Consider the following 15,570-nt stretch of genomic DNA (forward strand, 5'->3'; position numbering starts at 1 on the left):
GGCTCCTTTTTACAGATAGGCGCAATCAGCTATGCTTGCTCTATTTCCATGACTGCCAGCTTTTTGCTTTCCAGATCATAAAGCTCTCTTCGCCTGTCTTTCACTGGTGTGACTGTACCGATATTCCGGCTTCTTCGCAGCGTTTCCAAGTCGACCTCCCCAACGATGATGGTTTCAATGTTCGGGTTGCACTCACCGACCACGCCCTTTTCCGGAAAAGTGAAATCACATGGCGAAAAAATGCCTGATTGCGCGTACTGTACGTCCATATGAGGCACATGAGTTAAATTTCCGGCCGTACCCGCAATAACCGTGTACACTTGGTTCTCAATGGCCCGTGCCTGCGAGCAATACCTGATTCTTAAATAGCCTTGCTGATCCTCTGTTGAGAAGGGAGTGAAAATAATTTGGGCTCCCTTATCAGCAGCGATGCGCGCCAGCTCGGGAAATAAAATATCATAGCTGATTAACATTGAGATTTTCCCACAATCAGTATCAAACACATGGATATCATTGCCCGGCTGGATACCCCACCATTTGCGGTCATCGGCCGGGATATGAATTTGGCGCTGCCTGTCCACCGTACCATCGCGCCGGAACAAATAAGCAATGTTGTAAATCGAATGATTCTCCTCTACAAAATGAGAGCCGCCAACAATATTGACGTTATACTTAATCGCAAGGTCCGTAAATGTCCGGATATATTGTTCTGTAAAACTGGTGAGCTTCTTTACCTGCAAGCTGGGGATATCCTCTCCGAGAAAGGATAAAAGCTGCATCGTAAAAGCCTCTGGAAAAACAGCAAAATCCGATCGGAAATTGGCACTGGCGTCAATAAAGTATTCACACTGGCTCGCAAAATCCTCAAAGGAATGGATTTGCTTCATCATATATTGCACGACAGAAATTCTTACCGGGAAAGACCGTTTATAATGATGCTGAGCTTTCGGCAAATAGTCGACATTGTACCATTCCATTAATGTGGCGTTTTTCAACGACGCTTGATCATCCAATAAATAATTAGCGTTCACCCTTTTCAGTACAAAGCCATTCATCATCTGAAAGGTGAGAACGGGATCGTACAGGTTTTGTTTCATTACTTCGTCTACATACTCCCTGGCCGTTAACCGATCCGCATGCTTGCTGTAATTAGGAATTCTTCCGCCGATGATAATGCTTTTTAAATTTCTTTCCCTGCACAGCTGCTTCCTTGCCTCATACAGCCGCTGGCCTATTTTCATCCCCCGAAAATCCGGATGCACAGCCACATCAATCCCATATAAATGCAAGCCGTTCGGATCATGATTTCTTATAAATCCATCATCTGTGATCTCATCAAAACTATGATCGTCATCATACTCTTCAAAATCCACAATCAAACTTGAACACGAACCGATAATTCGCCCGCCATACTCCACACAAAACTGGCCTTCTGGGAATATTTTCAGATGGCTCTCTAAATGCTGCACTTCCCAAGGCTCCATTTGCGGAAAAGCAATCTTGGATAACTCGATAATTTCAGGAAAGTCATCTGATCGAATGTTGCGGACAATGATTTTCTTATCAAAGTTTGATAGTTTTTTACCTGGCATAGAAACCGCCCTTTCTTTTTAAACCGGGAGATAAGGCTGATGCTTCCGCCCGCACCCGGCTGCCTCCTTATGAATGAGTTTTGTTTGCAGTTGCAGAGCCTGTCCCATTACGAATTGAACGGAACAGCGGTTTTGCCTACACTTCCTCATTCAATGCGTATGCCTCACTCTTTGACTTTATTCCAGCTTTTTTAGCACAAGGGCGTGCTCCTGCCAGGCGGACGAGGAAAGAAGAGGCTCCTTTTACAGATGTCTGCTGCAAAAAAGAGCCCCTTCTCATCTCTTATATTCTTCCAATCTCCATTAGTCGGCAAACCAGCCTGTCGGCTCGACCTTTAATGTGTTAATAATTTGCTTGACCTCCGTATATTCCTCAAATCCGTACGTGCCGAGCTCCCTTCCGAGCCCGCTTTCTTTATAACCGCCCCAAGGCCCCTCCACCAGGTTTTGTTCATACGTATTAATCCATGTCACTCCAGCCCGGATGGATTTGGCCATCCGCTCAGCCTTGGCGCTATCCGATGTGAAAATTCCTGCGGCTAAACCATAAGGAGAATCATTGGCGAGGCCCAGCGCCTCTTCTTCTGTCTCAAAAGGAAGGACGCAGAGAACAGGACCAAAGATTTCTTCCCGGGCGACAGTTGCCTGCGGATCAACATCTATAAATATAGTCGGCTCGATAAAATAGCCTCTGTCACGTCCCTGATCCAGCAGGCGGCGGCCTCCACAGGCAAGCTTGGCCCCTTCTTGGCGGCCAATGGCGATATACTTTTCTATTTTCTCCATGTGCTGCTTGCTGATGACCGGTCCCATTTGCGAAGCGGGATCGGCACCGTTACCGACACGGATTTTTTGAGCTGCTTCTGTTAAATCCTGTACGAAGCGGTCATAAATGCTCCTTTCTACCAGCAAACGGGAGCCAGCTGAACACACCTGCCCAGAATTGTTAAAAATGGCAAATGCGGCATAATCTAAAGCGCTTTCATAATCAGCGTCGGCAAAAATGATATTCGGTGATTTTCCGCCCAATTCGAGGGACACCTTTTTCAAGTTGCTTACTGCTTCCTTCATTATTCTTTTTCCGGTAACGGTACCGCCTGTAAAAGCAATCTTGTCTACTAGGGGGCTGGTCACAAGCGGGTGTCCGGCGCTCAGACCGGTCCCATTGATCAAATTTACAACTCCCTTCGGAAAGCCGGTTTCATCTATAAGCTCAAATAGGCGGATAGCGGTAAGCGGCGTGAGTTCCGAAGGCTTTAAGATACACGTGTTGCCGGCAGCAAGCGCTGGCGCCAGCTTCCAAGCGGCCATCAACAGCGGATAATTCCACGGAATAATTTGTCCGCACACTCCGATCGGCTCTCTCACCACCCGGGAAACGAGGGGCGCTTCAGTCTCAAAGGTTTCTCCCGAAGGCTTCGTCGCCAATCCCGAATAATACCGGAATGTTTTGACTGCCTCTGCCACATCCCCCCGGGCTTCCTTTAATGTTTTGCCGTTGTTGGCTGTTTCCATTTGGGCAAACTCTTCTTGATGCTCTTCAATTTTAGCGGCTAATTCCATCAAGAGGGCAGCCCGCTGATGGGCAGAGGCAGAGCGCCAGCTGCCTTGATCAAAGGCAGTTCGCGCCGCACGAATCGCTTTTTCAGTATCTTTTTCCGTGGCTGCCGCTGCTTCCGCAATCGTCTCGCCGGTAGCTGGATTAATAACGGGCATGGTTCCTCCATTAACCGGCTTGATCCATTCGCCGTTTATATATAACTTTCTGACATTCTCCTCATCCATCCACGCCCCGATTTTTATAGCTTTTTCGATTTGGCTCATTGCCTATCTGTCTCCTTCTTCCTTTATTTAAAACAAAGCCTCAGGCTGTGCTGCTTACCTCGTCAGGAAGCCCCCGCAATCAGCCTGATAGCAAGTTCTATGTTCCAAATAAGAGCGGTAAATTAACTCGTCACCGCCGGCTTTTGGGCAAGGTGAGCCACATGCTTGTCAATTGCATCGATCACGGTATCTATCTGTTCGTACGTAATAACAGCAGGCGGCTCAATGCGGATCACCGTTGCATTATTTAGCGTGCCTCCCACAAGGATCTGATCATTAAATAATCGTTTCGCCAGCTCAAAACCGATTTCATTTGTCGCAAATTCCATTCCGATTAACAATCCTTTTCCGCGGACAGCAACCATGACCTCTGGATAGCGCTGTTGAATCTCAGCTAATTTTTCTAAAATATAGTCGCCTTTCTCCCGGGCTTGTTCAACAATATTCTCTTCTAAGATCGTTTTAATTCCAGCAATGGCTCCGGCGCAGCAAAGAGGATTTCCGCCAAATGTCGAAGAGCCAAGCAGGAATGGATTTTCCTCCATCTTCTTCCAGACATGGGGACGGGCGACCATGGCGGTAATCGGCATGACTCCGCCGCCGAAGGCCTTGCCAAGTGTCATAATATCCGGCACAACCTTCCAGTGATCAATGCCGAATAATGTACCTGTTCTCCCCATTCCGGTTTGAATTTCATCGACAATCAATAAACAGCCATGTTCATCACATATCTCTCTTAACCTTGGAAAATAATCATCAGACGGAATGTTGATGCCGCCTTCTCCCTGAATCGGCTCTACGATGATGCCGGCTACTTTTTCTCCTGTTGCTTCCAATTGTTTAATCGTATTTTCCATCGCCTCCGCGTCACCAAACGGCACATGGTGAAATCCTGGAACAAGCGGCAAATACGGTTCCCGGAATACTGCCTTGCCGGATGAAGAAAGAGCGCCAAACGTTTTTCCATGGAATCCATTGACAGTGGAAATAAAATGGGTTTTGCCTGTGGAAAGCCGGGCTAATTTAAGAGCCATTTCATTCGCCTCAGCCCCTGAGTTCGTGAAGTAGGTGTACTGCATGTCTCCTGGGGTAATGGCGGCTACAAGCTTCGATAAATAGCCGCGCAGCGGATCTACCAATTCCTGGCTGTGAAGAGCATATCGTTTTAATTGAGCCTCCACCGCCTTGACGACCTTCGGATGGCGATGCCCAAGCAAATAAACCCCATAGCCTCCGAGGCAATCAATAAACTCCCTGTTTTTCGTATCGCGGAAGATGGCTTTCTCATCCTCCCACTCAACAAATGAAAAATCAGTAGAAGCCGCTTTCCGATGATTCAGGATCGCCTTGTTGACAAAATGGGTAAAGTTATAAATGGAGTCCTCGATAATCTGCTCTTTTTGCTCCTCACTCAGTGAATCACTCTCAATCAGTTCTAAAATCTCGGTCGCAATCTGAAGTGCTTCTTCATTTGATTTTCTCATCTTTTTCATCCCCTCATTATATGTTCATACCTTCCTCTCTATTAATGCAACTGCTGTGCCAACCTTCAAAGCAAGTAAAACCAGCGTTTTTCTTCTCCCTTCTTTCTCATATTCGAGAAACCTGCCGCATTTTTAATGACAACAGCCGAAAATTAGATTGCTTTTATGACGTTTTCTTCTTTTTTCTCATTTTCGAGAAATATTTCTCAAAATTGATAAACCGATTTATTCATTAACAAAAAAAACTGCCCATATGCGGACAGTTATGCTGTATTAAAAAAGCTTATCGAGCAGCCGGTAATAATGCTTCATTACGCTAACGGCTTTGGCGTGCTGGTGATAAAAAGGAATAGGAGTTAAAGCCGTTTTCTCCAGCGGATTTTTTCCTTCCCCCGTCTTCATGACATTAGCAGCAATTAATTTTCCCATCAGCGTCGACATGGCTGCTCCATGCCCGGCATACCCAAAGGCGAAATGAGTGCCATCGTCCAGCTGGCCGATATAAGGCACCTTTTCTTTAGTAAACGCCACTTTTCCGCTCCATTGATACTCAATACGACACTCTTTTAAATCCGGAAATACCCGGATCATTCCGTCATGCAGCTGCGAAAACAGCTGTTTGGCCTCCCGCCGGCCGGCCGTTCTTCCTGAGCCGCCAAACGCCAAACGGTGATCGTCAGTTTTTCGAAAATAATACAGCAGGTTTTTCGTGTCATATATCCCTCGGTTTTTCTTAATTAACCGCTTTAACAAATCAGGCGGCAGCGGCTCCGTCGCAATCATAATGCTTTCCACCGGGATCACTGATCGGCTGATTGCTGGGTGCAGATCGTCTGAATAAGCATTTGTCACAAGGACAATTTGATCGGCTGTTAGGCTGCCTTCAGTTGTGGTTACCTTAATTTTTCCATCGGGACGCCTGGCAAGTTGAAGAGCTTCTGTTTCTTCATAAATGATGCCTCCCTGCTCCTCTGCCAGATTAGCTAAAGCGAGCGCATAATTCAACGGATGAAAAATCGCGCTCTTGTCATCAATGCTGCCTCCTGTATAAAAAGAGCTGTCTAATTCCTGCTGCATCTCTTGCTTCCCGATAATTTTGACCTCGTAGCCGAAATCGCGCTGCAGAACATCTTGTTCCCTTTTTAACCACTCTACATGCGCCGGCTTATAGGCCGCTTGAAAATGCCCTTCTCGATGAAATCCGCATGAAATATTATTCTTTTTAACAATCTCCTCAATTAAATCAATCGAATCCAATGTCAGTTGCAGCATTTGCTTGGCCGTCGGCAGCCCGTATTTTTTTATCAGCTTGCTCATAGAAAGCACGTAGCCAGTCAGTATTTGCCCCCCATTTTTTCCGCTCGCCCCGCTTCCAATCCTTCCTTTTTCCAGAACAGCCGTTTCGTATCCCTGCTTCTGTAAATGATACGCTGCCGATAACCCCGAAAACCCCCCGCCAACGATTACCACTTCACATGTCTGGTCACCTACCAGCTTTTCCCGATGTTTTCTCCCTTTTTCAGTCGCTTCCCATAACGACAGTTGCTTCACACGCTTCCCCTTCCTTCTTTCCGCTCACCGTTCCGGCTGCATTTCTATATACGGCTCCTGTGAAGGCTTCCCGGCACAAACATACATTTTTTTTGATGAGAGATTCATAATAATTGAAAAAACAGTCTCCATTCGTCTGTGAGGAGGAAGCTTCTCATTGCTAAAGTGGTTGATAGAATCCGGAGAATTATATTGATCTGCCAGCCATTCTTTAAAGTTGGCCTCTTTCACTTTTGTATTTTGGCCCCTGTGCAGCCGTATCAGATCCTGTGCCCGTTTCATCCTTATCATGGAATCGGTCTCAATCGAATCATTCAGATCGGTGATATATGATTGGATCAACGGGGAACAAATATGGTTGGTGTGTACAACAGAGCCGTCCGCGCTTTCCTCTACGTCCATCCCAGCAGGACTTACCTCCACGTTCATCACGAGGCCGTTTTCGTTTTCAGCTGACCCGATTAAAAAATTTGCGGCAGAAGCGATAGCGCCTTTGTCTATTTTTAAAAGGGCTTCCGAATAAGTAAAAGAATTCAGCACACTCCTTAAGCCTACATGCACCGGAAGACGGTCCGACTTTCTGTCCGTTAACAGCGCATTTAAACAAACACCAATGCCAGCGGAATTGCAGCCTATTTTTCCGATCATCCCGCCTTCTGTTATCATGCGGATCGACGGCTTGCCTTTCTGTTCTATTTCCGTGTACAGAAGACTTTTCGACTGGACCGGCTTCCAATCCCAGTTTTGTCCGATGATAATATCAGAAGAGACCGGAGGCATGACCCCGATAGCTGTGCAGCCATCCGCAAACCGGGTATATTGGCCGGATAATGCGATTTCACTCCGGGCATTTAAAGTTAAAATATCCTCAAAATCCACGCCCGCTCCCGCAGCCACCCCTTCCATCTCCTCAATTAAATCACTGTCATGCCGGGAAATTGCCTCGATGTGCTTCAGCGCCAGCTCCCTTGCTTCTTTCCAGCGGATCTGGCTGTAGTCATAGAAAAGCGTTTCGTAGGTTTCCAGGCTGTTCAGCACTTCTCTTTTCCCTTCTGACCCATGTTTTCTGCCTATTTCCCGATAAGAGCCCTGCAAATAAATTTTTTTAATCATCTCATCACCGCTAACTAAATATTCTAAAAATTAAAATCAATCATCGTGCCGCTTACTATTTATTAGATGAATCAAGGAGCCATTTTATCCATCGTTCTTACAAGCCCTTCACTCTTCTGTCCGCTTTCAGCTGGAATCCGATCGATCTTAATATTGAAATAGCCATAAATAACAGCGATGATCGGGCTAATCCAAGCAAGGAACGCATAGGGTGCATATTCAAAGGCACTTACGCCGAGCACACCAAGCATAAAGACCCCGCATGTTGTCCAGGGAATAAGCGGCGAACTCATCGTGCCTGCATCTTCCAGTGTACGGGCCAATACCTTCGGATGAAGGCCTCTTTTTTTATATTCCGATAAGTACATGCGTCCTGGAATAATAATTGACATGTATTGTTCACACCCGACAGCGTTAGCTGAAAAGCAGGTAACCACTGTAGTAGCAATTAAGCTGCCGGTTCTTTTTATTCTGCTGACTAACGCCTGCACAATGGTTTCTAGAATCTGCGCTTTCTCAAGCACGCCTCCAAAACTCATAGCGATCAGTACAAGCGCAATCATGCTCATCATATTTTCAATTCCGCCTTGGTTAAGCAGCTCATCTGTAATCACATTGCCAGTGTCAGCTGCAAAGCCGGTGTGCATGGCAGCGATGACATCGTTCAGTCCGGCTCCTTGCACGAATAGCGCGCACAAAGCGCCTGCAATGGACCCGATTGTCAGCCCAGGTATCGCAGGGATCTTAAGCACAAGTATGACAATAATAAAGAGAGGCGGAATCAGCAGCAATGGAGAAATAATAAATTGGTCGGTCAGAATGCTTTGAATAAGCTCAACATCATTGACACGGGACCCTTCTCCAAAATATTTAATGCCAAGAATTCCATATAAAATGAGAGCAATCACCAGTGCCGGGCCCGTTGTATAAATCATATTCCGGATATGATCAAACAGGCCGATGCCGACAACCGCAGGGGCCAAATTGGTGGTTTCGGACAAAGGGGACATCTTATCTCCAAAGTAAACGCCGGAAACAATCGCTCCTGCCACCATCGGCAGAGGCACGCCCAATCCTTGTCCAATCCCCATGAGTGCAATGCCGACTGTTCCTGCAGCTGACCATGCATTTCCGGCTGCCATGCTGACAATGCAGCAAATTAAGCAGGCGGCAAGCAAATAATAAGCCGGTGAAATGATTTCCAAGCCATAATAGATCATGGTCGGCACAATGCCTCCTGCCAGCCAGGTGCCCATCAGCGTTCCAATAATCATTAAAATCAGAATCGCTTGAAGCGACAGCATGATCGTTTTTAAAATGCTTTTTTCAATGTCTGTCCAGCTGTGCCCTAGCCGTACCGCAATCACCGCAGCGACAATCGTGCTTAGAAACAGCGGAATGTGCGGTTCTGCTTCAAACTTGATAACAGATACAGATAAAGAAACGACCATAAATAAAACCGGCACTAAAGCCAGCCATATAGAAGGCTTTTTCACCTTTTTCCTAACGTTTTCTTTCATATCGTTACCCCTCTCTTCATTTGTTTCGCAATCGGCATTTGACTAAGCTAAAATCTTATTTATCAAGATCAGTAAAGCGCTTACATATGAATGCAAAATACATACCAATAAAAAACCGCTATTTTCCTCGACTAACAGCTCCAGGTTTCTCATTTATAAGAAGCCTAAACAACGAGCTGATCCTTCCCGGGCAAATGCAGGCTGTTTTCTCAGCTCTCAGCTGTCCGCACACTCATTTCGCAATTTTTATAATGATTTCTTAACAATGAGAAGTTCTTGCCGCTGATCATTGCTTTGATGATGGCTCGTCTGCGGACCATTGCAGGTCGGCCCCTCTTTTTTCTTCTCTAAAACAGGCTGATAGGGGTGAAAACAGACACTTTCGGCGAGCACAGCTTTTTCCGCAAGTGTTTGAATAGATATCCCCGGATGTCCCACCGCCTGTTTAAAGTAAAAGGATGAGAAAGAAAGGCGCGCATGATTAGCCATCAGGCGGTGCGTTTCATTTGCCAAAGAGTACCTTTCCTATAAAACAATCAAAACGAACAGCACCTATGCAAAGATTGCACATAAGAGCAGCGGGTCAGGTCACCTTCTTGCACACGGATGAAGAAGCCCTCCCTCCTCTCGTCTTCTCGACCATAGAGCTTTTTACCTGCATTTACCAATGATAAACGTGCATCCAAGCTGTTTTTATGCAAAATAAACTAAATTATGCAATATTTCATAGAAAAAGAGCGTTCTTTTTCCTATATTTTCTTCAACGTTTGACAGCTTTAGTGCTTATTTAAATAAATAAACGGCTTTCACAGCCGGATTAGATAAATTGGCGCAAAAATTGCAACAGTATACAACAAAGGAACTTTTAAGGCAGAAACCAAAGGAGGGAGGACGTATACAGGACTGAACCATCGCCTTAAAATCTCTCCATATTTCTGAATTTTCAAGAAATATGACTCTTTAAATACTGATTTGAACAACTTAGGAATAAAAAGGAGAGTGAATACATGTCAGAAAACCATACACTGAAACGTTCCCTTGGACTTTGGGCTATTGTCGGTCTCGGGCTGGGCTACATGACGCCTACTGTTGTGTTTGACACATTTGGAATCGTTTCCAAAGAAACAAACGGAGTGGTCCCCCTCGCCTACATCGCCGCTTTAATCGTTATGTTATTTACAGCTATTAGTTATGGAAAAATGGTTCAGGTATTTCCAAGCGCAGGATCTGCCTATACGTATACGAGAGAAACAATGAACCCTCTGCTCGGCTTTTTAGTCGGCTGGGCTTCCTTATTGGATTATTTGCTGCTTCCCATGATTAATGCCCTTATTATCCGTCTTTATATGGAATCTGTTTTTCCTGATATTCCTTCATGGATCTGGGTGGTTGTCTACGTAGTCATCATTACCGCCATTAATATGTGGGGAATGGGAAAAACATCCGGGCTGAATTCCCTTCTCGTCGTTTTTGAGGTCGTCTTAATCGGAGCTTTTTTAGTTCTTGCCTTTAAACAGTTATCGAGCGGAATGGGGCAAGGAACGATTTTTACGACTCAGCCGTTATTCCATGCCGACATTCATCTGACGGCCATTTTAACAGGAGCGACTGTCGTGTGTTTCTCCTTTATCGGGTTTGATGCGGTGACGATGTACACCGAAGAAGCTGTTGACCAGAAGATTATGCCCAAAGCCATTATGCTTACGGTACTGATTGGCGGAGGAATTTTCTTTGTTTGCAGTTACTTTGCCCAAGCTCTGTTCCCGGACTTGTCGGGCTTTAAAGTAACAGACGATACATTGCCGGAAATCGGCTTATTCGTCGGCGGATCGATCTTTAAGCTCTTTTTCCTGTCGGGAGCTTTTGCGGCCACCGTGGCATCGGGGCTTGCCTCTCATGCCAGCGTCTCCCGCCTGCTTTATGTAATGGGCCGAAACGGCGTGCTGCCTCGCAGGATGTTCGGTTACATTCATCCGCGATTCCGGACACCTGCCTTCAACGTCATATTTGTCGGAGTTGTTTCATTACTTGCCATTGCTCCAAGCTTGGAATTAATCTCAGCGGTCATTAACTTTGGCGCGCTGATTGCTTTCACATTCGTGAATCTATCTGTTATCGCTTACTTTGTATTCAAGCAAAAGAAATATAAAACACCAAAAGATATTTTCTCTTACTTGATTATGCCTCTTATCGGAGCAGGCTTAACCGGCATCTTATGGTATCACCTGCACATGGATGCGCTGGTGGCCGGACTCGTTTGGGTCAGTATTGGTGTTGTGTACATGCTATTCCTGATGAAGTTTTCTAAAACCAAACTGTCTGACATTCATATGGAGGAAGAAAAATCGGCTTCCTTATAACAGATGAAGGAGCTGTCCATACGTCTCTGAAATAAAAACGGGCAGATTGTTCTCCGCCTGTTTTGAAGAAAAATAAAGAGACCGACCCAAAAGATCATGAAAGAGGATCTTGTTGGGGCGGTCTCTTTGACTGCCTTCTTCTTGAAATAAAAACGTTCAGGCAATTGTTATGGCCGAGCGGCAGCTTCCAATCCATTTCAGGAAGGATGTCTCCGCGCCCAGATAACAACAGGAACAAGCAACAGCGACAGCAAGCCGCCAAGAAGCGAAAGGGCAGCATAGCTTGAATAAGCAGCTATTATGCCGGAAAGAACTCCGCCAGTCGCGCCAGACAAAGCAACCAGCACATCGACTGTCCCTTGAACCTTCGCACGGTCAGACGGCAGAGTGGCATCAACGATTAATGTGGTTCCGCTAATCAGCCCAAAGTTCCAGCCGAGCCCAAGCAAGGCAAGTGCGGCAATCAGCAAGAATAGTGAATCCGCAGGAGCGAAAGCCGCTAAAAGACCGGCAGCAAGCAATGTAACCCCAGAAGCAACAGCCATCGCTGTACGTCCTGCCTTATCAACAAGAAGGCCGGTTACGAGCGAAGGAAGGTACATGGCGCCGACATGGATGCCAATGACGAGCCCCACCTCGTTCAAATGGTGGCCATGATGTCCCATATGAACAGGGGTCATCGTCATAATCGCCACCATCACGAGTTGAGTCAGAATCATAATTGCGGCACCAACAACAACGCCTCGGCGGTCGGTGGCCAGTTGCCCCGCCTCTGCAGACGAGCAGGCTTTTTGTTCTTCTCCAACTGCTTTTGCGACGATCAAAGGATCTGGACGAAGCAAAAAGAAAATCACCAAACCGGCGAGTGTATAAGCAGCAGCGGCCAAAATAAAGGGCCCGGCTAAAGCAGGAACACCTATAGACATGGCAAACTCGCCCATAATACCGACGAGATTGGGACCGGCAACCGCACCAAGCGTCGTAGATACCATGGCGATGCTGACAGCCGTTGCCCTTTTGGCAGAAGCCGCTAAATCGGTTCCTGCATAGCGCGCCTGCAAATTGGTCGCCGTGCCGGAACCATAAATCAGCAAGGAAGCAAAAAGCAGGATAAGGTTATCTGTGACTGCGGCAAGAACTACCCCAATGGCTCCCAAACCGCCAGCCAAAAAACCGGCAGCTAAGCCGAGACGACGACCAAAACGCTGGGATAGCCTTCCGACTAACAGCGCAGCTCCAGCAGAGCCAAGAGTAAACAGAGCTGTTGGAACCCCCGCAAAGCCATCTGTGCCTAACATGCTGCGGGCGAGCAGAGCGCCAACCGTAATGCCGGCAGCAAGCCCGGCCCCGCCAAAAATTTGCGACAGCACGACGATCATTAACGTCCGCCGGTACAGCTTGTTCTGCTTCTCCGGAGAATGTATATAACTTTGCAGCCAAACCGGTTGCTCTTGGACTGCAGCTGAATCCTTACTTTTGTACTCCATCCCTGTCCCTTCCTTCTAACCCTTTTCTTTTATGCTTTTACTTTGTTCGATCCTACTGCTTTTTAACACTGTCATTCTATTACATTAATAGCAGAATACTGCCACTAAATGAGTCTCTATTTCATTCTACTCTATAAACCCACCAGGGTAAATATGAAAATAATCAAGAGCGGCAGCCTTGCTGGGATCCACCGAATATGGCTGCTTCTCTTACAAAAGTATGAACGGTCAATCTGCCCGAATGAGAGACACACAACGTTCACACATATATTTACAAAAATGGAGCAATGAAAGATATACTGGTTTTATATTCAAAAAATGTGAAGGAAATCAGCAGATAAAGAGCTATCTGCCGCCTTGCAAAAGGCTTGGGGAGGGATTTGAATGTCCGGCGTTTCGCTCATTGAATTAAGCAGCACCGCACTGTATATTTCTTTTTTAATTTATTTAATTGCTATTGTCCCTTGGGGGTTATCAGTAAAATCAAAAAAGAAAGCTTTTGCCAGAATGGGGCTTGCCTTAACTATAGCAGGCTTTGTTTTGCAATTATTTTACTTTATAAGCAGATGGTATGTTTCAGGGCATGCCCCTGTAAGTAATCTTTATGAATTTATGACTTTCTTTGGAATCATGCTGGTGGGCAGCTTCTTGATTATGTACTATCTTTACCGCCAAAGTGTCATGGGGCTTTTTGTTCTTCCAATAGCTCTGCTCATTCTTGGTTACGCCAACGCTTTTTCCAAAGAAATTTCTCCGCTTATTCCTGCTTTACAAAGTAAATGGCTGACTATCCATGTGATAACTGTCGCTTTTTCAAGCGCTATTTTATCTATATCCTTTATTACCGGATTCATTTTTTTATTAAAAACGATTGATGTGAACGAAAAAAGCAAACAAACTTTTTTCTTGGAATTAACGATGTACTTTTTAACTGTTGTACTAGGCTTCATCCTCATTACGACTTCATTTAATGTGACGGGATATAAGAAATATGTGATGTTTGAAAACCGCCAGCAAAAAATAGAAGTCTATGACTATCAGTTGCCGGCCATTACCGTCCCGAAAGATTCCGTTGTTGTCAAGTCACCGGCCAGCACAGAGGCTTTGCGCGATAAAAACGGTCTGGTTGAAATCCCTGTCATCATCGACGCTAAAAAACTAAACACGATTATTTGGGCATTTCTAACCGGCTCCCTCGTTTATGCGCTCATTCGCCTCATAACCAAGCGGAAAATGATCTCTTTAATCAAGCCTTTTTCACAAAAGGTAAATGCCGACTTAATGGATGAGGTCACATACAGATCAGTGGTCATCGGATTTCCTTTATTTGCCCTTGGCGGCTTAATATTCGCTATGATTTGGGCGCAAATGGCCTGGAGCCGATTTTGGGGCTGGGACCCGAAAGAAGTTTGGGCACTTATTACGTTCTTGTTTTACGCCGCCTTGCTGCACCTAAGAATCGGCAAAGGCTGGGAAGGCGAAAGAACAGCTTGGATGGCCTTGATCGGTTTCGGAATTATTATTTTTAATCAAGTGTTCGTCAATTTGATCATTTCAGGATTGCATTCTTATGCGTAATCCTATCTGGCCTCCGTCAAATCAATGAGACGGGGCTTTTTCTTTTGCCTCCGGATCGAAATGCGAAATAACCATAAGAAGGCCTATTTGCCCCTTGTTTCTCCTCGGAAAACCTGTGAAAGTCTGCCTCCCCTTGTTATTTTCTGTTAAAATATACACGTATTGGAGGGGAATGGTATGGAAGAAATTCATTTTGGTTTATTAGCTTTTTTGATTGCAGCTGGTTTTGCGGCGGCTTTTATTGATGCGGTGGTAGGCGGCGGCGGACTAATCTCTATCCCTGCCTTGCTGTTTACCGGGCTCTCTCCCGCTGTCGCATTAGGAACGAATAAGCTGGCAGCCACGATGGGAGCCCTGACAAGCACGATTTCTTTTCTTCGCTCGGGAAAGATTCATACGAAGCTTGTATTAAAATTGCTTCCTCTTTCCGTTATTGGATCTGCCATAGGGGTCTACATCGTACAGCTCATACCGTCTGAATTTTTAAAACCGCTCATTCTGGTTCTTCTTATTCTTGTGACCGTCTATACACTGCTGAAAAGGGATTGGGGAATGGAATCTACCTTTAGGCAGCTGTCCTTTAAAATGGCGCTGTTCATTATTAGTGCCGCCTTCGTGATCGGATTTTATGACGGCTTTTTAGGGGCCGGAACCGGCTCGTTTCTGCTTTTTGCTTTTTTGCTGCTGGGCTTTGATTTTGTTCAAGCGGCCGGCAATGCAAAAGCGTTAAATTTCGGCAGTAATTTAGCCGCACTCCTTACATTTATTGGGTTTGATTCAGTGAACTTCTTTTACGGAATTCCCATGGGGCTAGCGATGGTGCTGGGCGCTCTGGCAGGGTCTAGAGTAGCGATAAAAAGCGGTGCCTCTTATGTAAAAGTGCTGTTTATTATGATAACGGTCCTCCTCATCGGAAAAAGCTTCTGGGATTATATGCAGACCCGCCTGTTTTCTTAAATTAAAACCAGTGACCTTCCAAGCTGCCGCACTTCCCGGCAGCTTGAAGCGTTTCAGCTAAACGATCTTTCGGCCCCTCTTCCTTTTGTTCTGTACAGCAGAAA

11 protein-coding genes are annotated in these 15,570 nt (G+C 45.9%); 3 read left to right on the top strand and 8 right to left on the bottom strand.

The window, feature by feature from the left end; all coding sequences use genetic code 11:
• Nucleotides 1–29: 29 nt before the first annotated feature.
• From BBA02S_RS14305 to BBA02S_RS14335, 7 genes are all read right to left on the bottom strand, one after another.
• On the bottom strand, nucleotides 30–1,592 hold the full coding sequence (locus BBA02S_RS14305; RefSeq protein ID WP_041101334.1) for a bifunctional GNAT family N-acetyltransferase/carbon-nitrogen hydrolase family protein: 1,563 nt from the start codon (nucleotides 1,590–1,592) through the stop codon (nucleotides 30–32).
• Nucleotides 1,593–1,895: 303 nt separating this feature from the next.
• Nucleotides 1,896–3,416 (bottom strand): aldehyde dehydrogenase family protein, encoded by a 1,521-nt coding sequence (locus BBA02S_RS14310; RefSeq protein ID WP_231557224.1) that lies wholly within the window; start codon nucleotides 3,414–3,416, stop codon nucleotides 1,896–1,898.
• Nucleotides 3,417–3,538: 122 nt separating this feature from the next.
• On the bottom strand, nucleotides 3,539–4,909 hold the full coding sequence (locus tag BBA02S_RS14315) for a putrescine aminotransferase (protein WP_197072551.1): 1,371 nt from the start codon (nucleotides 4,907–4,909) through the stop codon (nucleotides 3,539–3,541).
• 264 nt (nucleotides 4,910–5,173) lie between these two features.
• Complete coding sequence (locus BBA02S_RS14320) at nucleotides 5,174–6,451, bottom strand: NAD(P)/FAD-dependent oxidoreductase (protein WP_041114408.1); 1,278 nt, start codon at nucleotides 6,449–6,451, stop codon at nucleotides 5,174–5,176.
• A 24-nt stretch (nucleotides 6,452–6,475) separates the two neighbouring features.
• Nucleotides 6,476–7,564, bottom strand: coding sequence for a C45 family autoproteolytic acyltransferase/hydrolase (locus BBA02S_RS14325; RefSeq protein WP_052477412.1), 1,089 nt, complete (start codon nucleotides 7,562–7,564; stop codon nucleotides 6,476–6,478).
• Nucleotides 7,565–7,635: 71 nt separating this feature from the next.
• The gene (nhaC, locus tag BBA02S_RS14330; protein ID WP_041114407.1) at nucleotides 7,636–9,084 is read right to left on the bottom strand and encodes a Na+/H+ antiporter NhaC; all 1,449 of its coding nucleotides are present in this window, start codon (nucleotides 9,082–9,084) and stop codon (nucleotides 7,636–7,638) included.
• A gap of 246 nt (nucleotides 9,085–9,330) precedes the next feature.
• Complete coding sequence (locus tag BBA02S_RS14335) at nucleotides 9,331–9,597, bottom strand: hypothetical protein (protein WP_041114406.1); 267 nt, start codon at nucleotides 9,595–9,597, stop codon at nucleotides 9,331–9,333.
• A 494-nt stretch (nucleotides 9,598–10,091) separates the two neighbouring features.
• Here BBA02S_RS14335 and BBA02S_RS14340 point away from each other — a divergent pair, with 494 nt between their 5' ends.
• On the top strand, nucleotides 10,092–11,444 hold the full coding sequence (locus BBA02S_RS14340; protein WP_041114405.1) for an APC family permease: 1,353 nt from the start codon (nucleotides 10,092–10,094) through the stop codon (nucleotides 11,442–11,444).
• 197 nt (nucleotides 11,445–11,641) lie between these two features.
• On the opposite strand, the gene BBA02S_RS14345 is transcribed toward BBA02S_RS14340, so the two are convergent.
• The gene (locus BBA02S_RS14345; protein WP_041114404.1) at nucleotides 11,642–12,931 is read right to left on the bottom strand and encodes an MFS transporter; all 1,290 of its coding nucleotides are present in this window, start codon (nucleotides 12,929–12,931) and stop codon (nucleotides 11,642–11,644) included.
• A 384-nt stretch (nucleotides 12,932–13,315) separates the two neighbouring features.
• Here BBA02S_RS14345 and ccsB point away from each other — a divergent pair, with 384 nt between their 5' ends.
• A complete protein-coding gene (ccsB, locus tag BBA02S_RS14350; RefSeq protein ID WP_041101348.1) occupies nucleotides 13,316–14,509 on the top strand; it encodes a c-type cytochrome biogenesis protein CcsB in 1,194 nt (397 codons plus the stop codon).
• 177 nt (nucleotides 14,510–14,686) lie between these two features.
• Nucleotides 14,687–15,466: a sulfite exporter TauE/SafE family protein gene (locus BBA02S_RS14355; RefSeq protein ID WP_041114403.1), complete on the top strand. Its 780-nt coding sequence runs from the start codon at nucleotides 14,687–14,689 to the stop codon at nucleotides 15,464–15,466.
• Nucleotides 15,467–15,570 lie beyond the last annotated feature (104 nt).

The organism is Bacillus badius NBRC 15713, from assembly GCF_001591605.1.
GTDB classification, from domain to species: domain Bacteria; phylum Bacillota; class Bacilli; order Bacillales; family Domibacillaceae; genus Pseudobacillus; species Pseudobacillus badius.